This is a genomic window from Leptospira koniambonensis, from assembly GCF_004769555.1.
GTDB classification, from domain to species: Bacteria; Spirochaetota; Leptospiria; order Leptospirales; family Leptospiraceae; genus Leptospira_B; species Leptospira_B koniambonensis.
The window spans coordinates 272,747-297,108 of sequence record NZ_RQFY01000004.1 but is presented as its reverse complement, the minus strand read 5'-3'; the positions used below and the strand labels follow the sequence as shown (position 1 = coordinate 297,108).

The window sequence follows — 24,362 nt, the reverse complement described above, 5'->3', positions numbered from 1 at the left end:
GTATGGATTCGGGCAATCGTTCCACAGTCACTTCTAAAAGAAAAAAAGAAACCGCGACATCTGTCAGGCTGATCAAAAAGCCAAGTACACCTAACCGCGGCAAAAAGATAGACGCGGACTGGTGGAAGAACGCGGTAGTTTACCAAATTTATCCAAGAAGTTTTAATGATACTAACGGAGATGGGATCGGCGACCTAGAAGGTATTATCCAAAAACTGGATTATCTAAACGACGGAACTCCGAACTCACTCGGCATTGATGCCATCTGGCTTTCCCCTATTTATCCTTCCCCTATGTATGATTTCGGATACGATATTTCGGATTACGAAAGTATCGATCCTGTATTCGGGAATTTGGAAACATTCAAACGTTTATTAAAAGAAGCTCATAAACGTAAGATCAGGATCATCATGGACCTGGTTGCAAATCATACTTCTCACCAACATCCTTGGTTTTTAGAATCTAAATCTTCCAAAAACAATCCTAAGAGAGATTGGTATATTTGGAGAGATCCTATAAATGGAAAACCTCCTAATAATTGGATGGGTACTTTTGGGGGAAGAGCATGGACCCTAGATAAAACCACTGATCAGTATTATTATCATTCTTTCTTAGCAGAACAACCTGACTTGAACTGGAGAAATCCAGAAGTTAAAAAAGCAATCTTCTCCATGGTCAAAAATTGGTTAGATCTCGGAGTGGATGGTTTCCGTTTAGATGTTGTAAATCTATTCGTTAAAGATTCTGAATTAAGAAGTAACCCTCGCAAAAGATGGATCGCTAGACCTTTCGATCAACAAAATCATATTTATGATCGTGATCGTCCCGAGATGCATGATATTCTTAAAGATCTCCGAAAACTTTTAGATTCTTACGGAGACAGAATGTCCGTGGGCGAAGTGATGATGGAGCCTCCTGGCACAAGCGCACTTCCTGCTTCTTATTATGGTGCTAAAGGTGATGAACTTCATCTAGCATTCAACTTTGCTTTCTTTTACACTCCTTGGAAAGCCGAAAAATTCAGGGACGTGATCAAAGAATGGGAGAAGTATCTCCGAGACAAAGGTTGGCCGAATTATACATTAAGTAATCATGATTTCCGCAGACATATCACTAGATATTCTAAAGGTAAAGAGACAACTGCAAGAGCAAAGATAGCTGCTCTAATGCTCTTAACTCTAAGAGGAACTCCGTTCTTATATTACGGAGAAGAGCTCGGAATGATGGATGAAAGAGTTCCTAAAAACCGCATCCAAGATCCAGTAGGGATCAGGTATTGGCCGGTATATCCAAGCCGGGACAATTGTAGGCTTCCTATGTGTTGGTCTGGGGATGTGAACGGTGGATTTAGCAAGGGAGAACCTTGGCTTCCAGTTTTTTCCAAATACGAATCAGTAAACGTAGAAACTCAATCCAGATCAATCGAAAGTTTATTAAATTTTTATAAAAAGCTAATATGGCTTAGAAAAGGGAATGAGATCCTGAAAAAAGGAACTCTTGCCTTGGATTATGATTCTCCTCCTGGAGTTCTACAATATACAAGAGAGTTCGATAAGAAAAAATGTCTGGTCATTTTGAACTTTGAGAATGAATCTAAAAAGATCGTAGCGAATGCGAATCGTACCGCTCAGATACTCATCTCTACTCATAGAAAACCTGAGAAGATGGAGATCCCAGTAGTATTCGAGATCGCACCTTATGAAGGTTTGGTTTTAGAATATTAAGAAAAACCTGTTTTTCTAGTTCTATAACCTTTGCTATACTTTTTCTTCCAAACAAACGATGTTCGATGCATAGTATTCTGAGCTAAAAAGTTCTGGTAGTCGAGTTGTATTCGCTTATGATAGTGGTATCAGGTCGCCGTTCTTTAAAAGGAAATATTATGAATCATCCATTACGTTTAGCCGAGAACCCAGGTTTATCTTCTTATGACTTAACCGGTTACAAAGGAAATAGAGGTAAAAACTTTTACGAAGAGGATAAGATCCTCCAGAGAGTAGTAGAAAGATATTCTTCCGATTATAAACCGGATCATAAAAAAGCGATGGTCGATCATCTCAAAGGTTATGGAGAATTGGTCGGCGGCACCTTAGACGAACTCACCGAGGCCTCTCATAAAGAAGGTAAATACGGAGAAGTAGTTAAATACGATAGAACAGGAAATCGTATTGATCAGATCGTTTATTCTCACGAACAAAAACTCTCCAGAAAGATCTCCTATGATTACGGAATTGTTAATTTAGATTTTCATGATGAATGGAAATTTCCTTTTACTGATCTTCACAGACAGGCTTTAACTTATCTCGCCAATCAAAATGGAGAAGGAGGAGTTACCTGTCCTTTAGCGATGACTGAAGGTATGATCCGAGTTCTTCAGGGAATAGGAACAGAAGAACAGAAAAAGAAATATCTTCCTTTAGTCGCAGGAAAGGGCTCCTTCTCTCATTTTATGGCGGGACAGTATGTTACCGAGAGAGTTGGTGGAAGTAATGTAGGTGCCAACCGTACGATCGCACGCAAGGGAGAAGATGGAAAATGGATCTTAAACGGAGAAAAATGGTTCTGCTCTAATCCAGGAGATCTTTGGGTCACAACAGCTAAGATAGAAGATACCGAAACAGTCGGATTGTTTCTGGTCCCAAGGATCAAGGACAATGGAGAACTGAACGGTCACCATATATTAAGAAAAAAAGATATTATAGGTTCTAAGGGTAAGCTCACAGTAGAGATCGTATACGAAGATCTGGAAGCAGAGGCTTTAGGAAGACCTGCGCATGGAATTGCAAACCTGATCCGTTATGTGATCCGAACTTCCAGAGTTCACGTTGGTCTTGCAGCTTCTGGAATGTCCAGAAGAGCGTTCATGGAGGCAAGAGAATATTCCAGATACAGAACAGCTTATGGGAAGAAGATCCAAGATTTTTCTGCATATTCCAGAGAACTTGCAGAGATGAGGATTTTATATGCCGGTTTGGTTATGCCAATTTTCCGAGGGATTGATTGGTCTCAAAAAGGAATTTTAGCAGAACAGATCTCCACTCCCTTGATGAAATATAGATCTTCTTCACTTTCTTCTCAGATCACTCATAGAGCGATTATGGCTTTGGGTGGTTCAGGGATTATTGGAGACTACACTTGTTTGCCAAGACTTCATAATGATTGTATCATCAACGAAACCTGGGAAGGAACTCACTTGATCATTACTGATCATGCACTTGGCGCGATGAATCGTGCTAAGATCAGAGATTCTTTTGTCTCGGAATTAAAGAAAAATTTTGACTCTGCTAAAAAATACCCTGAACTAAAGGCTGCTGCAGAATTAGGAGAAAATCTTCTATTAGATTGGAATAAGAATATAGAAGAAAAGCCTAGAGAATGGAAGGAAACATTTAGAGTAGATCTTTCCGACCAAGCTTACGGTGCTTTGGTTCTTTCTGAATTTTTAGAACAGGCAGTTTTTGATAGAACATCAGGTTCTAAAAAATCTAGATTCGATTCTTTTGCAAAAGGTTTTGGAGCTTTCTTATTTAGGACTCTTCCTAAAACTTTCGGAGATTATGAATCTTTCCGTTTAGACCAAGAAGAAGTAGACGAGATCGTGAATTGGTAATCGCGACAGCGATACGCAGGGGAAGTCACGGCCGATAAGAATTATATTCAGGATATTGAATGTGATTTGCCGGGACCGGAGCGAACGCGTAGCCCGGAGTAGCGCGGTCCGAGCGAAGCGAAGGAGTCGCCCAGAAGAATCGCTGCGGAAGGTTCTCGCGAATGCTGCGAGTTGCCTCCCGTAGCGTTTGTAAAAAGTTAAGCCAGCTTAGGGGCAAAAACTTTCTCCATTTGTGCCTGTGGAATTGCTCCCACCACTTTCTCAGCGATTTGTCCGTCTTTGAATAACATCAGAGTCGGAATGGATTGAACTCCGTATTGTTGAGCCAATTCAGGTTTTTCATCTATATTGACTTTTACTACGGTGACTTGCCCAGGGTGAGCTTGTGCAAATTTTTCCAGCTCAGGGGCTACCATTTTACAAGGGCCGCACCATTCGGCCCAGAAATCTACTAGGATGGGTTTATCATGTGTTTTGAGAAGTTCGTTGAATGAACCAGGCATTGTGTTTTCCATACGAAGATTAGACTCATTCTAAATCGGATGGGAAGTCGTTTTTAGAAGTTTATAAAATTTTTCGAAAAACGTCAGCCTAGTAAATTTCGAAGAGCAGATTCCAGACTTGGGTATCTGAATTTATAACCCAGCTCTTGGAGCCTTTTTGGCACCACTCTTTGGCCGTGAGTTGCCACGATGGCACCTTCGCCCAATGCAAGTGAGAGTGCAAAAGATGGAACTCTTGCGAATGAAGGGCGTCCTAAAGTTTTTGCAAGTGCCTTACTGAATTGTTCATTGGAAAGAGGCTCAGGGGATACAAGATTGAATGCTCCTTTTGCTTCTTCTTTTCTGATCAGGAACATGATTGCAGAGAGTTGGTCTTCGATATGTATCCAGGAAAGGATTTGGTTTCCACTTCCTATCGGGCCGCCTGCGAATAATTTGAATGCAGGAAGCATGGTAGCAAGTGCACCACCTTCAGTGGTTAGAACAACTCCTGTTCTTAGAAGGATTGTTCGGATACCTGCTTTTTCTGCTTCTAAAGCTTCTTCTTCCCAATCTTTGCATAAGCTGCCTAACTCATCATCTGAAACAGGACTATCCTCGTCGAATGGTGGAGTTCCCGCATCATAAGATCCGTAGATCCCAATTGCAGAAGAGTTGAAAAATGTTTTGGGTGCGAACTCTCCCATGGATGTGAGTCTTGCAACAAGGTCCCTTGTGAAGTCTACGCGAGAAGAGCGAATTCTTTGTTTGTATTCTGGGGTCCAACGAACTCCTGCAATTGGTTCACCTGCGAGATTGATTAGAACGTTTACTCCTTCTAGATCTGCTCTGGTAGGAAGAGATCCGATTCGAACATCCCATTCTGAAATTCTTTGGAGTCTGGGCGGCAATTTTCCGCTTCGGCTAAAAATTCGGACTCTATGTCCTTCTGCCTTTAAGCGGATCGCCAACATGGATCCTATGAGTCCCGTGCCGCCGGTAATTCCAATAAGCATTTCGAGAACCGCCTTCCTAAGAAATTTCTTTCCGGGATCATGATTCGAAATCGGTTTTCTTTCGACAAGAAGAAAGGAAATCCTTCTTGATTCCGGGTTAAGAAATCGACATACTTGAATGAGTGGATTTTTTAAAATTGAACGCTGTTTCAAAAATTTGGGCTTTGGTTTTCGTAACCGGGCTGGCTTTTTCTAATTATTATCTGTATTCTACCACGAATTCCAAATTGGAATCCTATAAATCCGAACCTCCTTTTTTACGTTTCGATTTCACTGATTCTTATTTAGTGGATCGTTCTTCTCAGGCGCCTTATCTGGCCGACGGAAATTTGGATACCGAGTGGAAAAAATTAAGACCTTCTTCATTAAAGATGGATTTTGATTTAGAGTTAAGACTTTCTCATCGCCTGAAGTCCGGGATTTATGTTCCGACTAATTGGAAAGGTCTGAAAGTAATCGCTTGTTCTAAAAATACTCCTCCTCTTTCTCTCAAAGTTTTAGAAAGAGAAGCAATCAATGTGGATAAAGAATCCAGACTTCCTGATGATACTGAATATAGTTCTATCATTTTGGATTTTTCAGGATCTGAAATTGCTACGGTTTATTTGAAGAAGGACGCGGGTTCTGTTCCTCAAAAAGAATATCCAAATGGAATTTGGATTTGGGCAGTGCAAGGGACATTCGAAAATATTGGTCCTAATGCATGTATTAAAGATATTCAACTCTTTGAATAAACTTTCAAAGTATTGATATGAATTTTTCAGAAACCGGCAGAATCGATTTACCTGAATACAAATCTAATAGCCGTGAAAGTTTCTTTATCTTTTTATCAATTACTGTCTTCAGCGTTGCAGTTTTTGAAGAAGTTCGAGCCTTATTCGTAGTTCCGGTCCTTCTGTTTCTATTCTTACTGATCGGATTTCAATTTAAATGGAAGTCGTTATTCTATTTAAATATTCCATTATGTGCATTAACTTTCATTAATGTATTTCCTTATGCTAAAAATCTTTGGCCCGGAACTCTAATTGTTGCCTTAGTTTTTTATTTTTTAGCTTTTTCAAAAATTCGCAAAGCTGAGCTATTGAGATGGTGGCCAAAGGGAGAAGTTTCCAAACAAGTTTTGGGACTTTCTATTCTATTTGTTCTATCAGCAAGTATCGCTTTATTTCTTTGGTTTTATCTTTTGGATCCTGATATCAGTGATATCAAAGAGAATTTTCCAAAAGGAGAGATTCCTTTGCTGATTACTGCGGGCCTTGGCTTTGCGATCATAAACGCGATTGCAGAAGAGTTTTTATTCAGGGGAATTTTGTTTGAGTCTTTATTGACCGCGGGACTTTCTCTTTTTTGGGCTCTTCTTTTCCAAGCAATCAGTTTTGGGATTTTACATTTGTATGGATTTCCAAGAGGTTGGGTGGGAATTGTGCTCGCTGGGATTTATGGTTTGATGACTGGATTAATTCGAATTTTGAGCAAGGGAATTTATTATCCGGTACTCGTGCATTTCTTTGCGGATATTACGATTGCAGGGATTGTTTTGTTTTTCGCGAAATAAAGGTCGGTTACGCCAAGATTTTTCACAAAATTTTTTGGATTTAATAGTTGCTTTTGGCAACTATTAAATATAGTATTTTTTTATGAAAGATTATGTAGATTCTATTCGTGAATTCAACAGATACTATACAAACGCTTTAGGACTTCTAAATAATCATTTTTTGAATAGCGAATATTCTCTAACCGAAGCGCGATTATTATATGAGATCGGACATTCTAAGGATATTACCGCCGGTCAATTGGTTCGTTTGTTAAATTTGGACAAAGGTTATCTAAGTAGAACAATCCAACAATTTGAGAAAAAGGGAATTTTAAAAAGAACTCCAAGTAGAGATGATTCTCGCATTCTTCATTTGGAACTCACTAAAAAAGGAAAAGAGGTTTTATCTAAATTAATTTTAGCTTCGAATTCACAAATTTCAGGTTTGCTCAAAGATTGTTCTGATCCCGATAAAAACGAATTAGTTTCTTCTATGAATTTTGTAGTAAGGGTTCTTTCCAGGGCAGTATCTCCAGTGATCTATCGGGAGGCAAGTATTGGAGATCTAGGTTATATAATCCATAGACAAGCCGTATTGTATCGAGATGAGTACAAGTTCAATGATTCATTCGAAAAATATTTGATACTTGGAATGTCGGAATATCTAAAAAATAAAACTGAATTTGATAAGGTCTGGGTAGCGGAATCGAATGGAAATATAGCGGGTGCCATCTCGATCATTCATTCTGGAAAAAATCTTTCTCAGATCCGATGGTTTTATACGGAACCTAAATTTAGGAATTTGGGGGTAGGGAAAAATTTACTAACTCTTGCAGTAGATTATGCAAAATCTAAAAATATTTCCGTTTTTCTTTGGACCCTTAGCAATTTGGATGCAGCGAGAAATTTATACAAACGTTTCGGCTTTGTTCGTTCTGAATCTAAGCAGAATGAAATTTGGAAAAAAGGGTTAATTGAAGAGAAATGGGAATTAGGAAGAAAATTGGGGTGAACAACAGGCTCGCTTCAAGCCACCGTAAAATTTTTGGTAATAGTTGATTTGATTGTTTTGGATTAGAAGAAAACTGGGGTGAACGACGGGGCTTGAACCCGCGACAGCCAGAACCACAATCTGGAGCTCTACCAACTGAGCTACGTCCACCATGTTTGGTGACCCGAGAGGGATTCGAACCCCCGACCCACTGCTTAGAAGGCAGTTGCTCTATCCAACTGAGCTACCGAGTCTTGTGTGATAAAGAAGGATTCGGGATGACAGGATTTGAACCTGCGACCCTCTGTACCCAAAACAGATGCGCTACCACTGCGCTACATCCCGGATCGAAGTCCATGATTTCGCGGAAGGGCGAGGTGTCAAGTCGCTTGTCTATTTGTTTGAGATAGTTTTTTCAGGTGTTCTAAAATGATATCTTCGGTTGGAGCTTTGGTAATTGCTTTTTCGAAGGCCTTTCTGGCTTCTTCTTGTTTTCCCAATTTGGAAAGCAGAACTCCAAAGGAATCCAAATAAGCAGGATTGTCCGGGTCCAATTGCAGCGCTCGTTTGATGTTTTCCATTGCCAATTTTAGCTCTTCCGGGTTTGGTTCCTTTCCCTCTAAAAGTAGATACGCCACCGAATTTAGGCTGTTTTTTTGCTCCGGCCTCAATCTCAAAATTCTGAGGTGAGTCTCGATTGCTGCTTTCGTGTCTCCGGATTTTTCCAGAGCCGACGCTTTTAAGGAAAGAAGAATAATATCATCCAGTGAAAGTTTGAGACGTTCTTCCGTTTTTGTCAGAGCAGTTTTATAATCTCCAGTCCGGATCAGAGAATAGATCATCATTCTGAACGCGTTATCTCTTTCAGAGAATTTAGGAAATTCCTCTAATAATTCATCGATAATTGAAACGCATTTTTTGTGGTTTCCTGTTCTGGAACAACATATTGCAAAATTATAAAGTAATTCTGGATCTTTTCCGGTTTCGGACATTTCCCGATCGATCAAAGTTAGCGCGATCGTATAATTCTCTTTTAGAATTTCAGTGAAAATCCGTCTTTTGGCTGGGATTTTTCTGGAAGTTTTCTTTTCCATTTACTTCGATTTAACCCGGATCCTTTTTCTAAATTCTTCTAATTCTAGAGTAGAAGTTTGATCCAAACCTAAAGGTGTGATCGGTATTTTTCCACGGAAGAATATATCGAAATCGGCGCCTTCTTCAGGAACATGTCCCAGGTCCGAGCCTCCTAAGAAGAAGTCTGAGATCCCGCCGATGATCGGCTTGGACTCATAAGTATCCACATAGGTCCTTCTGCCCAGCTTAGCTAATTCTATAGAAGAAAGTGAGCTCTCGAATTTTTCGGGAATATTTATATTATAAACTATCCCCGGCAAAAATTCATCTATCCACGAATTCAGAATTTCGCGGACTAATTCTGCTTCTTTGATATAATCGTAATTTTTGTCCAAGTTTCCGGAACTGACTGCCACACTTTTTTTATTATGGATAGCACCATGTCTTGCGGCTCCCACTGTTCCGGAATAATGAACATCATGTCCCATATTCACTCCTCGGTTGATACCAGAAAGAACCAAGTCGATTTTAGGGAAGATGTTTCCATGAAGTCCTATATTCACGCAGTCCACTGGAAATCCATCTACAATATAATGGTTTTCATTCACTCTTTCCACTCTCAGGGAGTCATGAATACTTAGCGCCATAGAAGTTGCAGATCGTTCTTTTAAAGGAGCGACCAAATAGGTATTATGTTCTTTTCCTAAAACTTTTTCCAAAGCAAGGATCCCGTTGGAAGAGATCCCATCATCGTTGGTGATTAGAATATTCATATTATATAATTTACTGAAGAGAAGGATTGAACGAAGTAATCACCGCAGAATACATCGCCAAAGGAAGGAAGAATGTTATAAGAAAAGTGATAATATTGATACGAAAAGAATCCCTAAACTTAAGATCATAGATGTAAGAAGTTCCACGAATCAAAACCGCCATAAACAATCCATAATGGATTGAATACAAAGTAATCACTCCGAATCCTCCTTTGATCCCTAACTGCGCAAGAAGTATCCCCCAAGCTGCATTAGAGATAAAAAGAGAAAGAGAAAGATTTACAAATCTAAGAGTGATATTTGCATTTCCCTTTTTTCCTCTGGATTGAGCGAACCCGTCTACGATGAATGCAATTGTATAGGGCAAAAGTAGAAAGAAGCCAAAATGCATTATCGCTGCGATTGCAAATTGTCCAAAACTTCTGCCTGTAAATGGAGGAGTGATGAATACATAACCAGCTCCCGCACTTATTGCAGCCAGTATTAGGACCATGACACCTACTATTCGAAGTGGATAGGTTCCCCAGGAAGCAATTACATTCTCCGCTCGATATGGCTCGAATAAAACCGCATCTAAAAGATCTATAAATCTGCTGAATAATTCTTTCAACACAGGATTACCATGCCATTGAATGAGGATATAAAACTAAAACTGGAGAACGTTTGAGTTCTTGGAGAAATGCTTTTTCTCCTCCAAAAAATCCTCCCGACTTTGCTTGCATAAGTTGGAATAATTTATCCCAAGGGTTTACTTCTTCTTCGAATAATGGAAGAGTTCCATCGTAATTACAAAGTTTAGAAAGTTCTGCCAATGCTTCTCTTCTTCCGCCGATATCATCTACCAATTTGTTCCTAAATGCGTCCTGCCCGGAATAGATCCTTCCTTCTGCGAGCGCCTCTACAAATTTTACGGTTTGATTTCTTCCTTTGGCTACATCTTCTATAAATTCTTCGTATGTATCGGAGAGCATTTTTTGGATCATCGCATCTTCTTCCGGAGTGTTGTCACGGAATAGAGAAAGTGAGTCCTTATATTTTCCTTCTTTAAAAGTACGGACCTTAACTCCGTATCTTTCTAATAGGCCTTTGATATTTGGAGCGATTGCAATCACCCCAATTGAACCTGTTAAAGTTCCGCCTAACGCGAATATCTTGTCAGAAGCAGAAGCTATATAATATCCACCTGAGGCAGCGATGTCTTTCATGGATACTACTACCTTTTTGTTTTTCTCTTTTCTGAGATACATAAGCTCTTTATAGATCTCTTGAGAAGCACCTACCGATCCACCTGGTGAGTTTATCTCAACTAGGATACCTACGATATTGGAGTCGTCTTCGATTCCTCTCAGTTGTTCCAATATGGTTTGAGCTCCCGCAGAATCATAACTAGAATGTCCGGAGTGGATCTCTCCTTCTATCTTAATTAGGGCTGCCCCTAATCTGTCTGTCCCGAATCCGGAACCTGAATCTATTTTTGTAAGTTTAGAAGAAGAAACATTGGATACTAAATTAATAAGCCCAACGAATAGGGATAGAATGGTGACTACAAAGGTGACTGCTAATGCGATACGATTTCGGTCCACAATTTAGAGTGGATCTCGGTACCGATCCCCTGTCAATGAAATAGCGAGCTTCGGTTTTGCTCGGGAGAGCTGGCTGGTTTCTCTTGACGAGGGGATAAGTTTAATATGTGTATCAATATAGGTAGGGGAGTGTGAATTTGTTCAGGATTTTAACCTTAGTATGGCTCTTTGTTTTTGCTCTACTTTTCGAAGGATGTCTGACTTTCAGATTTGGGCATGTAAATATTATTAAAGACGATTTTAGAAATACTCATATAATAAAGATGAAATTATTAATGTTGTCGAACGAACCATATTTGGATTATTTCGGCGCACCTACTTCTTTAAAATATTATTTCTATTTTGATCTTACGCGGGAGATAGGTCCTGACAATAAGGTAATCCCGACTTCCATTAGATTTTCATATCATGGTGCTACAGGAGATGCTCCTATTGCAAAAACTGGATTTTTAAAAATTGGAGATAAGATCAGTCCTCTTATAATCGGCAACTCGGATAGCCAACTGGTAACGAATACTTCCGTTACCACCACAACTTCTACTAACTTTGCGAATACAGGCTCTGACAATACAAATGCGATCATGAATGCAAAAGGTGGATTTGTGGATTTCACCAAAGTTCAATCTTCCGGTTCAGGACGAGGAAATACTCAAACTAGAACTTCTGTCAGCTCTCACACAGGTAAAGAACAGTCTGGAATGTTTTTGCTAAAAAGAGAAGATGAACAAGCAATCTTGGAAGGTAAACCTTTTAGTATTCGCTTATATATGGGATCTTATCCTTTGACATTTTCGTTTGATCAGGAAAATTCAAAACATCTTAAAAATTTCCTGCTTGCTCGACCTGAGATGGAGAAGAAGGAATAGAAAGCCCTATATTTTGATCTATAAAATTTAATTATATATATTGGAGAAGCAGTTGTTTAGAAAATTATCAGTATTACTTTTATTTGCTACATTGGTCGGTTGTACTACTTACGGAAAAGTGATCATCATAAAAGATGATTATAAAAAATCTCATATCGTCACAATGAAAATGAGAAAGGTATCAGCCGAGGAGATCGGGGATACTTGGGAAAGATATATTACTATATTTGATTTTTCCAGAGAGATAGGTGAGACAAAATCAAATTCTACAGTAGCCAGATTTACAGTTACCGCTCCTGCAGATAGTTATCCGTTGGAAAGGAGTGGTTTCGTAAGGATAGGAACCAAGGATACTACCTTGGTTTTGGGAAACCTAGATGCACGTTCTGTGACAACTTATGATACAAATGTGACGACTACTACAACGACAAAGAATAATTCTTCAGGTCTTTCTAGTTCCACTAGTTCTTTTGGGAAAGGTCCATCCACAGAAACTAAAACTTCTACGAGTACTAGTAGTAATACTCATAAGGAACTCACTGGAACATTTTTATTATCTAAAGAACAAGAAGTAGAATTATTGGCTTCTAAATACTTCGCAATCAGACTTTATTCGGGTGCTTTGCCGATTACAATTTCCTTTGCAGAAGATGATTTAGAAGCTCTAAAAAAATTTCTGAAAGCAAAACCTGGAATGGAGCAGGAGTGACTGTTATTTCGTTTTATATATATACTGGAGAATCAACTTGTTTCGAATTTTAATACTAACTGGCTTTTCGATTTTGGTTCTATTCGTTTCGGGGTGTCAGAGCTTCGGAAATATTCGTATCATAAAGGATGATTTTAAGAATACGCATATCATTAGGATGAGATTGATGATTGAATCCAACGAATCTATGTTGGATATTTACGGGGACGAAACTTCCATAAAACATCCTTTTTACTTTGATTTTACTCGAGAGATCAAGGCCGACAAAACGACTATTTCCTCTTCTATCAGATATTCATATCATGGATCTGGGTCAGATGCTCCGATCGAAAAATCGGGTTTCTTAAAGATTGGAGATAGGATCGTCCCGCTCATCGTAGGAAATACGAATAATCAGATGATTACAAATACTTCTGTTAGTACTACTACTGTGACTACCACGCCCAATTTGAATACTGGTGCTGCTAATACTAATGTTCCTACCAACTCAAGTGGAGGATTTGTTGATTATTCGAAACCTCCTTCTAATACGGGAGCAGCCAATACCCAAACAAAAACTTCTGTCCGTACTTATAGTAGTAAGGAACAAACTGGAATGTTCTTATTCAGAAATGAAGACGAACAAGATATCTTGCAAGGGAAACCGCTGAAGATCCGTTTATATATGGGCTCTTATCCATTGACGTTTCAGTTGAATGAGGACCATATAGACCGACTAAAGGATTTTTTAAACGCAAAACCTGAAGCCGAAAACTAAGCCTACCTAACGCGGAGCCGATGTTACCGGTCGGTTTCTGCATTTCTCACATATTTTAAATCACTTCGCTTATTAATTTCTTGCCTAAGAACATTTTAATTCGTCTCCTAAATTATCTTTTAGGATGGAAGAGGCTTTTATGGAATTTACGATTCGGCCGATCGCAAAGGTCTCAAATTCAAGATCAGAGATCCAAGATGATTACTGGGCGGAAATTGTTTCCGAAATAGAGTTAGAAGATAATATTCCAGCTGAGTCTTTAGATGGGATCGACACATTCTCTCATTTGGAGATCATCTATATTTTTCATAAAGCTGTCGGATCTGAACCCGTGCTGGGAAGTGAGCATCCAAGAGAAAACAAAAGATGGCCTAAGGTTGGGATCTTTTCTCAAAGAAAGAAAAATCGGCCGAATCATATAGGCTCTACAATTGTAGAACTCCTAAGAAGGGACGGCAAAAAACTTTTGGTGAAATATTTGGATGCAATTGATGGAACTCCTGTTGTGGATATTAAACCTGTAATGAGGGAATTCCTACCTATGTCTGGGATTTCTCAACCGGATTGGTCCAAAGAATTGATGATAAATTATTGGGAATAATTCCTTCGAATTAGATTGACTAGGATTTAATTTCCCTTAGGTTTTTCGGCCATGGTTTCAATCAGTCGAAAAACATTTTTAAAATACGGTATTAGTTTCGGTGTAATTCTTTCAACTTCTCAAGTTTTACAATATTGTAAAAGTTCTTCCGAGGGGAGATATGATTATGAAAGAAAAAATCCTTTCGATCCCGAATTCCTTTCTGAAAATCTATCTCCGATCTTAAAGGCAATTCGTATTGGGATCACTGCTCCTAATCCACATAATGTCCAACCTTGGAAATTTAAAATTATCAATGATCATTCTGCACTTTTATATGTGGATGAGAAACGTTTATTAAAAGATACAGATCCTACCTTTCGACAGATCCATATCGGCCAAGGTACTTTTCTTGAAAACTTAAGCTTAGGAACTCAAGTGCTTGGATATTCTGCAGAAGTTTCTCTTTTTCCAGAAGGAAAATATACAATTGCAGATATCGGCAAAAAACCGATCGCTAAAATTGTTTTAAATAAGCAGGAAGATCTTATCCGAAATCCTTTATCCGAATTTATTTCAGAACGAGTAACTAGAAGAAGTGTATATGAAGGAGAAGAGCTAACTCAGGAAGATTTTGAGAAGATCCGTAAAGAATCTGCAGTTCTGTATTCGGAATTAAAATTTGTTCCTAAAGCCGGTTCAGAAAAATTGAGCAAACAATTAATCGCTGCGATGCAAATGGAAACAGATACATATAGAACCTACGAAGAATCTAGGATTTGGTTTCGTTATAATGATGAAGAGATAGGAAAATTTAAGGATGGTATTTCTTTAAGAGCAAACGGAGCTTCCGGTTTGAAATATTATTTCGCTCGAAATTTTTTCTTAAAACATGGAACAGAAAGCTGGCATTCACCTGAAAATAAAAAAGCAGGAATGGATATGTTTGCTTCGATGGTAGAAAGTTCTAAGGGATTTATTTTTCTGAAAACGGATCATAACGAGATCATTGATTGGGTCCAAGCAGGAAGAGATTATCTTCGTTTACATTTGGCCTCCACTAAAAATGGATTTTCTCTTCATCCAATGAGCCAGATATTGCAAGAATATCCCGAAATGGATCTTATTAGAAATGAATTTGAATCTTCTTTAAAACCTGGGGAAAAGATCCAGATGTTAGTTCGTTTGGGCAAAAGTGATTATCATTTTTATAGTCCGAGAAGAGATCCAAAAGAATTCATTTTATGATTAAAAGTTTCCTCGGATAAAAAAGTGATCACCTTTTTGTATTCATCTAAAAATTTGGAATATAATAACGCGATCACTCTAAAGGAATTTTTGTCGAAATAAATGAATATACTCAAGAAAATCCTATTTTGGTTTGGGGACCTTCTGTTCTTACTCGTTCCGTTATGCATCATTTTTGCAGAATCGGGAACCTGTATCCAAGGTGATGATAGTATTTTTCTATTATTCACCCAAGTTTCTTTTATAGTTTCTATATTTTGCCTTTTTCTAATATGGTTTGGGATCCCTTCTGGAGGTTTGGTAGGACAGGCGATTGTAACCTTTCCATTCTTGGTCTGTTTGTATTTTTATATCGCTTATATCCCTGTTTATTTTGTATATTCTACATTACAAAATTACGATTTATGTGTAGTGATCGATTCTGATCTGACTTTGTATGACACTACGAATGTGGTCCAAAATGGGGCTGCAAGTTTGTTTTCCAGAAGCTATGCTATATTGATGTTATTGCCTGTTTTAGGCAGTTTTTTGCCTGTTTATAAATTTTGGAAGTCTGGGTCCTTCTCCAAAAAGGAAAAAAAATAGAAATTTTTTCTCCTCACAAGGCGACGAAATTTAGCCTGAATTTTTTAAATTTCTCATGTAGAATGAGAAGATTCTGTGTATTTTTTGTCGTCAAACAGTGATAACACTAATTTTCCATTGGAGAAAAGAATGAATCGCAATCCCTTATGGGTCCTTCTAGCAAGTATGCTAGTCTCCAGCGCTATTTTCGCTCAAAGTTCGCCAGGCACGACTACTCCTCCGAAGTCCACCACACCTAAGGCGGAAACTACTAAACCTTCAGGAACAGAAAGAGAATCATCTACCGGAGAAAAACCGGATCTATTTATTAATTCTCAATCTTCTTTCGAGTTCAACTCCAAGGACGAAGGTTCTACTGTTGATTATATTGAATATAAGATCGGATCTGGAGATTACACTAAATATGTTTCTTCTATCACATTAGTGAGAGAAGGTCTGACTAAGATCACTTACAGAGCTGTGGATAAAGCAGGAAATAAAGAACCAGAAAAACATTTTAACGTTCTTGTGGATAATACTCCTCCTTCTACCAAGATCACTCCGAGTGCAGCACTTATAGTTCATGAAAATACGAACTATGCAACTAAGACTTTGACTTATTCCATCACTGCTCAAGATAACCTGGCCGGTGTTCAAGATATCAAAATTTCAATCAATGGTTCAGAGCCAAAAGTCTATGACGGCAAACCAATCCAGTTGGAAAAAGCCGGGGTAAACACCATTAAGTTTTCTGCAACTGATAAGTCTGGAAATACTTCTACAGATTCGGTTTTAGCAGTAACTGTTGACCAAGAGAAACCTTTGGTTGAACTTTTTGGATCAGCACTTGTAACTGTGAAAGATAAAATTTTCGTAAAAAGTGGAAATGCATTCACTATCAAGGCTTCTGATACATTATCTGGAATTAAACAGATCTTTTATAAATTGGATTCAGGGGAATGGAAATCATATGCTGATCCAGTTTCTGTAGAAGCACAAGGAAATCACACGATTGAAGCTAAGTCGGTGGATTCAGTAGGAAATGAAAGCGAAGTTAAGAAGATCGCTTTTATAGTAGATACTACTCCTCCTGAAACTAAGATCCAGAAAGTGGATAATAAGCCGAGCACTCCTGCTCCAGCTTCTAAACCTGCAAATTCTTCTTCCGCTTCACCAAGCACAGAAAATTAGAAATCGCCAAAAGGGATCCGTTGAAAATACGGGTCCCTTCTTCTTTCCTTTTTCGTAGCCCGCAATACGGACTATTATAATAATTTAATAAACTATTTTTCTTGGAGTTCGGACCCGGTCTTTTGCCAATCCGGTTTTATCGCGTTCACTTTGATCTTGAACTCTGCCTGATTTCCAACTCTGTCCGAAGTATAAACCGTTACAGTGTGAATTCCAGTATTGAATCCAATCGGATTTTGATAAGATTGAATAGAGCCATTGCCAATCTTATATTCTAATTTAGAAAGTCCCGATCCTGTGCCTGGATCTTCACATCGAATTGTTATGAGTCCGTTTTCTTTTAGATAATAGATCCCATCTTCTCTGAGTTTACCTTCTGTAGGCGCGAATACACAGGCTGGATGTTTTGCATCGATTAATAATGGGATCTCTGATTGGATATAATTCCCTGCCTTATCATTTGCTTCCCAACGAAGAATAGAAAGCCCGTCTATACCTGAGGAAGAAATTTTGATCGGCTTCTTTGCTTCTTCTCCAGATAAAGTTAAATTCACTTCTGCTCCACTTCCATCTCTGGCGGCAAGATTGATCGTAATCTCTTCCATTCCGGAACCTTCTTCAGTAACTTGTAATGTAAGTTCTGCTCCGGATTTGATCTCTATGAGTCCTGATTGTCCCTTCTTCTCTCCAATCAAACGTACTTGGGGTGCAGTTGTGTCTTTGAGATACTTTGTTTTTTTAGGAGTTTCTTTATTTCCTAATATATCTTCAGAATAAAATTCTACCTCATTCCAGCCTTCTTGAGAAAGAGAAATTGAACCATCATATCTCTGCCATTCTCCTCCATTCACTCTATAATATGTGGAGACTGGAACTTGTTTTTGAGAATTTGGAGATCCGGGCGAATTGGTAGAAGGTCCGCTGGTTTTAGGATCACCCAGTGAGATCCGCAATTCTTCCGAAGAAGCAACAACTGTAGAAGGTCTTTCTACTTTTACCTTAGGCGCGGCAGCAAATTTATCCGCCAAAGAAATTATGGGGGAAGAAACTCCTCTTCCTCCATCCACATTGATCCCGACTACACGAACATAGTATTTAGAATCTTGTGAGTTGAATTCATAACGGAAGTTTTTGGTCTTATAAAAATGGTGTATTCTTAAAAATTCTCTATCTTCTGAAAGTTCGATCAGATAATATTCTGCGCCTTGGCTGGGTTTCCAGCGAAGGCTTACTCTTTGTTGTTCAGAAAATACTTCTCCCGAAAGAAGAAGGAAAGATAATAAAAATGAAAATTTATATTTTATAATATTCCGATCTAGAATTCTCACTCTAACTCAACCTTTTCGGGAAGTTTTTCCGGTTTAGAAGGAGCTTGTCCTTTTACCACAGTAGTTCCGAATCCTGCAGGGACTGCTACTGTTTTTCCTTCTGCGGAGACTTCTAATTCTCCTTTGTAACATCCCACTGTAGTATTTTCAGGATCTGGAGCACTTACATATAATTCAGTTCCCCTTACTCCTACCACCGCTGTGGGAGTTATAACAGTAAATTTGCGAGTATCATCTCCGGCTTTTTTAGGAGGGACCTTGGCTTCTAGATATCCTGATTTAAGTTCTAGAATTCCTCCGTCTTTATTCAGCTTGAATTCTGAAATGGATTCTGGAGTTGTTTTTACGATCTTGGTTAAGGTTTTTTCTCTTAACTCTATGACTGTTCCGTTCTTGGTGAATATAATTTTAGAAGAAGAGCTTTGTCCTGTTTGGACCCAATCATCCATGTTCAATAATTGGTCTTTGGAAAGTTTGGACCAACTTGCAGGAAGTCCAGTTGGAGTAAAATCTCTAGAAAACTGAACCTGTCCTCTTTGGAAGTCAGCAACTGCTACAGGACCTGCATTCGGTTTTATAATTTCTCCTGTTGCAGAGATTGTATCTTTTCTTAAAAAGCCTGGAATAAAAAGAGTAGTGCCTTCTCTAATCAAAGAAGGGTTTGGAATTTCATTATATTTTAATAATTCTTTCCAGTTTCTTGGATCTTGTAGGAATTCCTTTGCGATCTTGGATAAGGTATCGTTCTTCTTTACCTTATATTCGAAAACGTCTTCATGAACTCCTTTTTTGGGTTCTGCAAGAAGACCGATTAAAGAAACGGAAATGAGAAGGATTGCAAAAAACTGAAACAGTTTAGATCGAGAGATCAAAAAAGAGAAATTTTGAGAAGCCATGACTTATCCTGGAAACTAGTTCTGACCTAGTATTAGAGGGGAATCTTGTGGGAATTCCAACAAAATACGGTGCTTAGGCGAAAAAGGAGAAGAAAGAATTGGCCAGAATTTCACGGAAAATGATTGCCTTATTTTCTGAAATTCCAATGATTTGGGCCTCATTTTGAGATAGTATGTCGGCCCATCTTCCACCACTTGTTCCAATAGTTTTCGGTTCTACGGTATTTGCTATCTTAGGATATTTTTTCTCACTTGTACTTGGCTCTAGAAAAAATTGGATCGGTTCTTCTTTGATCCTTTTGGCTTTAGCAGCTTGGCTTGTGTTACAAGGGATATTAAGTGGAATTGGATTTTATCTGGTCAGCGACTCTTTTCCTCCTAGATTTTTGTGCATGGTGGTCCCGCCGATCTTGTTCTTAATTTTACTTTTTATTTTTCCTTCGAGTAGAGCTTGGATGGATCAGATCCCTGGAGAAAATTTAACTTACTTACATTTGGCAAGGATCCCAGTAGAACTTGTTTTGTATTGGCTAGCAATGTATGGTTTGGTCCCGATCAGTATGACATTTGCTGGTTGGAATTTTGACATTCTGATTGGTTTAACAGCTCCAATCGCTGTTTATTTTATTTTGAATAAGCCAACATCTTCTAAAAACTGGATTTTGTTTTGGAATATAGCAGGCCTTTTATTTTTATTGAATATAGTGATCTTGGGGATCTTATCTGCGCCTGGGCCTTTCCAAAAATTATCTTTTGAAAGGCCAAATATTGCAGTGCTCCAATTTCCATATGTATGGTTGCCTTCCTTTATAGTTCCTTCTGTTCTATTTGCTCATCTTGTTTCTATTCGAAGAAGGTTTGTTGTAAGTTGAACTTTTGTTTTTCTTTCACGAAATCTTATTCTAAATTATTAATTTCACTTTTTTGCATATTTCTATTTGCTTCTTGTTTTCCGGAAATGGTCCGCAAGAAAAAAACCGAAAACGATTGGTTCAGGATAGAGAAGATCTTTTATAAAACGGAACCGAGGAAGATAGATATCTTCATAAAAGGAACTGTAAAAAATCAATTTTTAATAGGCTTCGAAGGAGTTGAGCTAAATGAAAACTCTTCTGATGTTTCCTTGTTTCAACATGAAAAGTCAATTCCAGCAGGACCCATTCTTTTAAAATTTAAGATAGAAGTTCCCAAAAACAAAGAGTGGATCCAAAAGATCGGGACCACTCGTAAGTGGATCCAGATCTCATTTAAAAATGATAATGGCCAGGTTACTCATTTACAAACAGAAGTTTTAATTCATGAGTCCGACAAAAAACAATTCAGAAAAGATCTTTCATTGGAAGCGGAAGGAGAGTCCATTCGTTTGGACGGAAGAGATTGGAAGCTGGTTTCCGATGTAGATAGAATTGACCAAGCATTACTTCAGTATGTTCCAAAGTCCGAGTCCTTATTATTCTGGAATGAAATGCTTTCCATTCATGTTTATAAAGTGAGAGCTTCTTCCCCTTCTGAAATTTATTCCTTATTGGAGTCCGGCAAAAAGAAAGAATGCCCAAATATTCTTTGGAACCTGGAGTCAGAAAAATCTGGGAAAATTTCGTATTCTTGGGAACATTCGGGTTGTGGTAAACAATCTCCTTCTTCTCAGGTTTCGAAATTACACAGAGGAGAATTCGGAATTTATAATATTCGATACGATAGAAGAAATAAGATAAGCAAAGAAGATAAAAAACGCTGGTCTGACTTATTGGATCTTCTGCCTTCGAAATTAGACTGAGATTTTTGACCTTTTGTAGGAATTCCCACCATCAGAAAAGTCCCTTTTTTGTCTTGACCGAGATTGCGTAAAGTTCAACTACTGTAATTACATATGTGTAATTACATATATGTAAATGCACATTATTTCTCTTAGGAGATTTCGTATGGAATTGACGATTGATAAACCGGTGCTTTCCCCTCATAGTTTTGCAAGGATCCGTTTCCAGGATTGTGATCCTTTCGGTCATTTGAATAACGCAAGGTATATGGACTACTTTTTGGAAGCTCGTTCTGAGCAGTTAAGGGAGACTGCTAATTTTGATTTTTATGATTATGGTTCCAGCTCAGGTAAATCTTGGGTAGTGAGTAAGGTGGAGACTCAATATTTGGAACCGGTCAAACAGAATGATGTGGTGAAAATTGTGACTCGTTTGATCAAGCTGACTTCTGCGACGATACATAACGAATACTTACTTTTAGATAAAGAAGGAAATCGTTTGAAGGCTGTCTTGAGAGCACAGTTTTCTTTTATTGATCTTCAAAAAGGACGTCCTGTTCGTCATGACCAAGAGATGATGTCTTTTTTAGGGAGTTTTATATTTGATGAACCCGGTTTGGAAGAAGGTTCTTTTGAGGACAGGGTAAAACAGTTGCGAAAACAAGTATCGGAGGGAAAATATTCCCAAGACTAATAGTCTTTTTGATCCTATGTCTAAGAAGTCTCAAAATATTACGGCTCGGAAGTCTGAAAAATTTCCGAGCAAAGCGGATTTGCTTAGCGCAGGTTTAAGTTGTGTGAACTTTAATCTGCGCAGAGCTTCCAGAGCGGTCACACAATTTTATGATAGAGAATTGGAGAAGGCAGGCCTTACTTCCCAAAGATTCAGTTTATTGCATACTCTTGGTGCTACTGATGGTCTTGGTCTTGCTGAATTAGCAGACCTTCTCGTTTTGGATAGAACTACTTTAATACGTAACTTGACTCCTTTGGAGGAGTTGGGTTACGTTGCGGATGTTCCTTCCGAAAATAAAAGAGCTCGAAAAGTTATTTTAACTCAAAAAGGTTTAGATGCTTTAAGGGTTGCATATCCTATCTGGGAAGAGGCTCAGGCTGCCGTCACAGAAGCTATGGGAGAAGATGATCTAAAAAGATTATTGAAAAGATTGAATTCGATCGTTCGTAAAAGGAATTTTAAAGAATTTTCCAAATCAGAAGATTGAAATCAAATTTTCATTAGTTTATTTTTCTATAATATTGGATTTTAGAGTTTGAGCCGGTTTTCAAAAACAATGAATAAAAACCTTTATCCTATCCTATTCATTCCTATTGTCTTGTTCTGTGCGTATTATTTTTTTTCTCCTAGTTGTGTTTCCGGTGATTGTAAAAATGGGATCGGCACTAAAACTTTGTCCGGATCTTATCGTTATGATGGAAGTTTCCAAAATGGTTTGGCCCATGGTAAAGGCAAACTTGTACTCGGTGGAGTGGAATCTTACGATGGGGATTGGGATCGAGGCAATAAAGAAGGCAACGGGATCTATAAATATGCTGACGGCACTATTTATGAAGGCGAATGGAAATCGAATAAAAGAAATGGCTTTGGTAAATTGACAGACTCTGACGGGAGTTTGATCTTTGAGGGCCAATGGAAGGATGATGGCCAGGTTTTGGCTAAAAATTCAAAATGAAATATATTAGTTTTTTATTAATTCTATTTTCTGTTTCTATTTATGGGGAAGATCCCAAAATCCAAGTTTCAGAAATCGGAAAAAATGTCTATGTTCATACTTCTTATAAACTCCTAAAAGATGCTTATTTTCCTTCTAACGGGCTTATTATAGAAACGGAAGAAGGTATCGTTCTTGTAGATACTGCTTGGGGAGAAGAGCAAACTTCTCAACTTTTGGACTGGATCTCTATAAATTTGAAAAAGCCTGTCATTGCTGTTATTATTACTCATTTTCATGAAGATAGAGCGGGCGGTATAGAGGTATTAAAGAAACTAGATATTCCAACTTACTCTGGTAAAAGAACAATTTCTATCTTGAAAGAGGAAGGTAAGCATCTTCCTGAAAAATTATTAAAAGATAGGGATCTTTTAATATTTGGTAAAACTAAGATCGAAACTTTCTTTCCTGGTGCAGGTCATTCTAAAGACAATTTGGTTGTTTGGCTTCCGGGATCTGAAATATTATTTGGTGGTTGTCTAGTCAAAAGTGTAGAAGCAAATGAGATAGGTAATACTAAAGATGCAGATCTTAAAGAATGGCCTAAAACAATTCACAAATTAAAGAAGACATTTCCAAAAATTTCTATCTTGGTTCCGGGTCATCAATCCTGGGGAGGAAAAGAAAGTTTAAAACGTACCTTGGAGCTGCTGAAATCTTCTAAATAGTTTTTTTATTGCGGATCCTTACTTAACGTTTAAGTTCGTAGATCTTAAACCAAGGGAGACCAAACATGAAAGTTTACGGCACTTCTGTTTCTGGGAATTGTTATAAAATTAAACTGTTATTACATGTTTTGAAAATTCCTTATGAATGGATTGAGACCGATACCAGGAAGGGAGAAACCAAAACTCAGGAGTTCCTTCTAAAGAATCCAGTAGGTAAAGTCCCTCTGTTGGAGTTGGACTCTGGAGAATTTCTTTCTGAATCTAATGCGATCTTATACTTCTTAGCAAAGGATACGGACTTCTTCCCGAAGGATCTATTGATCCAATCTAGGATTTTGCAATGGATGTTCTTCGAACAATATAGTCACGAACCTTATATTGCAGTTAATCGTTGGTTGATACATTTCCAGAACAAAAAGGATGATCCTAAAATCCCAAACAATCATACTAAAGGTTTGGATGCTCTTAAGATTATGAATGATCATCTTGCCAAAAATCAGTTCTTCGGTTCTGAAAAACCGAGTATTGCTGATATTTCTCTTTTTGCATATACACATGTGGCGGAAGAAGGGCATTTTCCTCTTTCTGATTTTCTAAATCTGAGTTCTTGGTTAAGAAGGATAAGAGAGATCCCAGATTTTATTCCTATATACTGAGAGGTTTATATCAGAAGGAATACATTTCGGATTTGGAGAACCGCCTAATTGCAGTTTTCTAAATTCTCCTTGATTCCTCACTTTTGGTTTTCATATTCTACCGTTAAGATTCGGCCGATCCGATCCCGGCGAAAAAAATGACGAAATATTCTATATCCAAGACTTTACTAACGTGCGGCATCGCGGTTATTCTTATCGTTTTGGGGATTTCTCTATATTTTTTCTTTCGGAATGGTTCGAAGCCTCCTATATTTACGGATCGTTTTGAATTTAAGGGCCTAACACAAAACCAGGCGGAGAAGTTCGGTATCCTAGGCATTCCGAATGGAGTATCGGATTACTTTATCAAG

General features: G+C 38.2%; 27 protein-coding genes and 3 tRNA genes. 19 read left to right on the top strand and 11 right to left on the bottom strand.

The genetic code is table 11. The features are described 5' to 3' along the window. The first annotated feature begins 2 nt into the window (after positions 1–2). Complete coding sequence (locus EHQ52_RS05475; protein ID WP_135615655.1) at positions 3–1,724, top strand: alpha-glucosidase; 1,722 nt, start codon at positions 3–5, stop codon at positions 1,722–1,724. Positions 1,725–1,882: 158 nt separating this feature from the next. Further along, a complete protein-coding gene (locus EHQ52_RS05470) occupies positions 1,883–3,610 on the top strand; it encodes an acyl-CoA dehydrogenase family protein (protein ID WP_135614247.1) in 1,728 nt (575 codons plus the stop codon). Positions 3,611–3,807: 197 nt separating this feature from the next. Here EHQ52_RS05470 and trxA read toward each other — a convergent pair whose 3' ends face one another. After that, positions 3,808–4,113, bottom strand: coding sequence for a thioredoxin (trxA, locus tag EHQ52_RS05465; RefSeq protein WP_135614246.1), 306 nt, complete (start codon positions 4,111–4,113; stop codon positions 3,808–3,810). Positions 4,114–4,196: 83 nt separating this feature from the next. Beyond that, positions 4,197–5,108 (bottom strand): TIGR01777 family oxidoreductase, encoded by a 912-nt coding sequence (locus tag EHQ52_RS05460; protein ID WP_135614245.1) that lies wholly within the window; start codon positions 5,106–5,108, stop codon positions 4,197–4,199. Between the two features lie 137 nt (positions 5,109–5,245). Between EHQ52_RS05460 and EHQ52_RS05455 the strand changes: the two genes are divergently transcribed. The 3 genes from EHQ52_RS05455 (at position 5,246) to EHQ52_RS05445 (ending at position 7,654) form a co-directional block, all read left to right on the top strand. Continuing rightward, a complete protein-coding gene (locus EHQ52_RS05455) occupies positions 5,246–5,842 on the top strand; it encodes a hypothetical protein (protein ID WP_244244800.1) in 597 nt (198 codons plus the stop codon). Positions 5,843–5,859: 17 nt separating this feature from the next. Next, on the top strand, positions 5,860–6,663 hold the full coding sequence (locus EHQ52_RS05450; protein WP_135614243.1) for a CPBP family intramembrane glutamic endopeptidase: 804 nt from the start codon (positions 5,860–5,862) through the stop codon (positions 6,661–6,663). A gap of 82 nt (positions 6,664–6,745) precedes the next feature. Then, positions 6,746–7,654, top strand: a complete 909-nt coding sequence (locus tag EHQ52_RS05445; RefSeq protein ID WP_135614242.1) for a bifunctional helix-turn-helix transcriptional regulator/GNAT family N-acetyltransferase — start codon at positions 6,746–6,748, stop codon at positions 7,652–7,654. 74 nt (positions 7,655–7,728) lie between these two features. On the opposite strand, the gene EHQ52_RS05440 is transcribed toward EHQ52_RS05445, so the two are convergent. The 7 genes from EHQ52_RS05440 to sppA all read right to left on the bottom strand — a co-directional run bounded on the left by EHQ52_RS05440 (position 7,729) and on the right by sppA (position 11,063). Then, a tRNA-His gene (locus tag EHQ52_RS05440) sits at positions 7,729–7,804 on the bottom strand. Positions 7,805–7,810: 6 nt separating this feature from the next. Then, a tRNA-Arg gene (locus tag EHQ52_RS05435) sits at positions 7,811–7,887 on the bottom strand. A gap of 19 nt (positions 7,888–7,906) precedes the next feature. After that, a tRNA-Pro gene (locus EHQ52_RS05430) sits at positions 7,907–7,978 on the bottom strand. Positions 7,979–8,013: 35 nt separating this feature from the next. After that, positions 8,014–8,727 (bottom strand): tetratricopeptide repeat protein, encoded by a 714-nt coding sequence (locus EHQ52_RS05425; RefSeq protein ID WP_135614241.1) that lies wholly within the window; start codon positions 8,725–8,727, stop codon positions 8,014–8,016. Continuing rightward, positions 8,728–9,480: a 5'/3'-nucleotidase SurE gene (surE, locus tag EHQ52_RS05420; RefSeq protein ID WP_135614240.1), complete on the bottom strand. Its 753-nt coding sequence runs from the start codon at positions 9,478–9,480 to the stop codon at positions 8,728–8,730. Between the two features lie 10 nt (positions 9,481–9,490). Next, positions 9,491–10,093 (bottom strand): hypothetical protein, encoded by a 603-nt coding sequence (locus tag EHQ52_RS05415; RefSeq protein ID WP_135614239.1) that lies wholly within the window; start codon positions 10,091–10,093, stop codon positions 9,491–9,493. A gap of 4 nt (positions 10,094–10,097) precedes the next feature. After that, the gene (gene sppA, locus EHQ52_RS05410) at positions 10,098–11,063 is read right to left on the bottom strand and encodes a signal peptide peptidase SppA (RefSeq protein ID WP_135614238.1); all 966 of its coding nucleotides are present in this window, start codon (positions 11,061–11,063) and stop codon (positions 10,098–10,100) included. Positions 11,064–11,200: 137 nt separating this feature from the next. Here sppA and EHQ52_RS05405 point away from each other — a divergent pair, with 137 nt between their 5' ends. The 7 genes from EHQ52_RS05405 to ompL47 all read left to right on the top strand — a co-directional run bounded on the left by EHQ52_RS05405 (position 11,201) and on the right by ompL47 (position 16,978). Continuing rightward, positions 11,201–11,929 carry a hypothetical protein gene (locus tag EHQ52_RS05405; RefSeq protein ID WP_135614237.1) on the top strand — a complete coding sequence of 243 codons (729 nt, stop codon included), beginning with the start codon at positions 11,201–11,203 and terminating at the stop codon, positions 11,927–11,929. 52 nt (positions 11,930–11,981) lie between these two features. Next, on the top strand, positions 11,982–12,638 hold the full coding sequence (locus tag EHQ52_RS05400) for a hypothetical protein (RefSeq protein WP_135614236.1): 657 nt from the start codon (positions 11,982–11,984) through the stop codon (positions 12,636–12,638). Between the two features lie 166 nt (positions 12,639–12,804). Beyond that, entirely contained in the window at positions 12,805–13,395 is a 591-nt protein-coding gene (locus tag EHQ52_RS05395; RefSeq protein ID WP_135614235.1) for a hypothetical protein, read from the top strand. Between the two features lie 139 nt (positions 13,396–13,534). Continuing rightward, complete coding sequence (locus tag EHQ52_RS05390) at positions 13,535–13,996, top strand: SAM-dependent methyltransferase (protein ID WP_135614234.1); 462 nt, start codon at positions 13,535–13,537, stop codon at positions 13,994–13,996. Between the two features lie 51 nt (positions 13,997–14,047). Continuing rightward, complete coding sequence (locus EHQ52_RS05385) at positions 14,048–15,223, top strand: Acg family FMN-binding oxidoreductase (RefSeq protein WP_135614233.1); 1,176 nt, start codon at positions 14,048–14,050, stop codon at positions 15,221–15,223. A gap of 102 nt (positions 15,224–15,325) precedes the next feature. Then, positions 15,326–15,808 (top strand): hypothetical protein, encoded by a 483-nt coding sequence (locus EHQ52_RS05380; RefSeq protein ID WP_135614232.1) that lies wholly within the window; start codon positions 15,326–15,328, stop codon positions 15,806–15,808. Between the two features lie 129 nt (positions 15,809–15,937). After that, complete coding sequence (gene ompL47 / locus EHQ52_RS05375; protein WP_135614231.1) at positions 15,938–16,978, top strand: multi-beta-barrel domain surface protein OmpL47; 1,041 nt, start codon at positions 15,938–15,940, stop codon at positions 16,976–16,978. A 92-nt stretch (positions 16,979–17,070) separates the two neighbouring features. Here ompL47 and EHQ52_RS05370 read toward each other — a convergent pair whose 3' ends face one another. Together EHQ52_RS05370 and EHQ52_RS05365 are read right to left on the bottom strand one after the other, a co-directional pair. Further along, positions 17,071–18,306, bottom strand: coding sequence for a hypothetical protein (locus EHQ52_RS05370; RefSeq protein ID WP_135614230.1), 1,236 nt, complete (start codon positions 18,304–18,306; stop codon positions 17,071–17,073). Beyond that, a complete protein-coding gene (locus tag EHQ52_RS05365) occupies positions 18,303–19,202 on the bottom strand; it encodes a FecR family protein (protein ID WP_135614229.1) in 900 nt (299 codons plus the stop codon). The genes EHQ52_RS05370 and EHQ52_RS05365 overlap by 4 nt, the downstream gene beginning before the upstream one ends. Positions 19,203–19,375: 173 nt before the next feature. Between EHQ52_RS05365 and EHQ52_RS05360 the strand changes: the two genes are divergently transcribed. The 7 genes from EHQ52_RS05360 to EHQ52_RS05330 all read left to right on the top strand — a co-directional run bounded on the left by EHQ52_RS05360 (position 19,376) and on the right by EHQ52_RS05330 (position 24,012). Further along, entirely contained in the window at positions 19,376–20,074 is a 699-nt protein-coding gene (locus EHQ52_RS05360) for a hypothetical protein (protein WP_135614228.1), read from the top strand. Positions 20,075–20,160: 86 nt separating this feature from the next. Further along, complete coding sequence (locus EHQ52_RS05355) at positions 20,161–20,979, top strand: hypothetical protein (RefSeq protein ID WP_244244799.1); 819 nt, start codon at positions 20,161–20,163, stop codon at positions 20,977–20,979. A gap of 145 nt (positions 20,980–21,124) precedes the next feature. Then, positions 21,125–21,652: an acyl-CoA thioesterase gene (locus EHQ52_RS05350; RefSeq protein WP_135614226.1), complete on the top strand. Its 528-nt coding sequence runs from the start codon at positions 21,125–21,127 to the stop codon at positions 21,650–21,652. A 16-nt stretch (positions 21,653–21,668) separates the two neighbouring features. Further along, on the top strand, positions 21,669–22,181 hold the full coding sequence (locus EHQ52_RS05345) for a MarR family winged helix-turn-helix transcriptional regulator (RefSeq protein WP_135614225.1): 513 nt from the start codon (positions 21,669–21,671) through the stop codon (positions 22,179–22,181). A 69-nt stretch (positions 22,182–22,250) separates the two neighbouring features. Then, positions 22,251–22,649: an MORN repeat-containing protein gene (locus EHQ52_RS05340; protein ID WP_135614224.1), complete on the top strand. Its 399-nt coding sequence runs from the start codon at positions 22,251–22,253 to the stop codon at positions 22,647–22,649. Further along, positions 22,646–23,356, top strand: a complete 711-nt coding sequence (gene bla, locus EHQ52_RS05335) for a subclass B1 metallo-beta-lactamase (protein ID WP_135614223.1) — start codon at positions 22,646–22,648, stop codon at positions 23,354–23,356. Before EHQ52_RS05340 ends, bla begins: the two co-directional genes overlap by 4 nt. A gap of 65 nt (positions 23,357–23,421) precedes the next feature. Continuing rightward, positions 23,422–24,012, top strand: coding sequence for a glutathione S-transferase family protein (locus tag EHQ52_RS05330; protein WP_135614222.1), 591 nt, complete (start codon positions 23,422–23,424; stop codon positions 24,010–24,012). The last annotated feature ends 350 nt before the right edge of the window (positions 24,013–24,362 follow it).